Annotated in this window: 1 protein-coding gene; it reads right to left on the bottom strand. The window is 34.5% G+C overall.

Annotated elements, in window-relative coordinates:
• The coding region (locus LJE08_RS13700) for a transposase (protein WP_227403544.1) at positions 1-555 on the bottom strand (555 nt) is incomplete at its 3' end.
• Positions 556-676 lie beyond the last annotated feature (121 nt).

The following is a 676-nucleotide window of genomic DNA, read 5'->3' on the forward strand; positions in this document are numbered from 1 at the left end:
TTGTTTATCTGTTAGATAATAATTTGTTATTGGTTGATTTAATTTTTTGGATAGATCTGTTACGAATTCTTTGCTGGTTAATAGATTTATGAATCTGGTTGAGTTGATTCTTACAACTCGGAATTTTCTCATGAAATCGTATATTGTACTTGCTGAGTATTTATTTTCCAGAATCTTGAATTGAAGGATTCGTGATAATAACACGGCTGTGTAACAGATGAAGAAATGCCCTTTGATCCGATTTTCTTTTTGTAGATAGACCGGACGTGTATCAAGTTCGGTCTTCATGATGCGGAAGGATTCTTCAATTTGCCAAAGCTGATGATAAGCATTGTATACGTCTTTTGATGACATATTGATTTCAGATGTTACGAGCATATTATATCCGGCTAGTTCTTTGTCTTTGTCTATAGCTTTTTGATTTAGCTGGGGTTTTATACTTTTCCCCTGATCATCTAGAAACTGCATATATTTTGATGATTCACCATATTCTTCTTTTTTGGCCTGGCATGCACGGTGTGCCTTGGCTTTTTCAATCATTCTATTGATTTCCATCAGTTTCTTCTTCGCGAGACTGAAGTTATAGGTAACTGTTCTTTTTTCTTTTATATTACGAGTTATGACATTCCCGTAATCATCCTTGTATGAATAGGTAAACGTATCGATGCATTCCTTG

The organism is Holdemanella sp. DFI.5.55 (assembly GCF_020593575.1).
Lineage (GTDB): Bacteria > Bacillota_I > Bacilli_A > Erysipelotrichales > Erysipelotrichaceae > Holdemanella > Holdemanella hominis.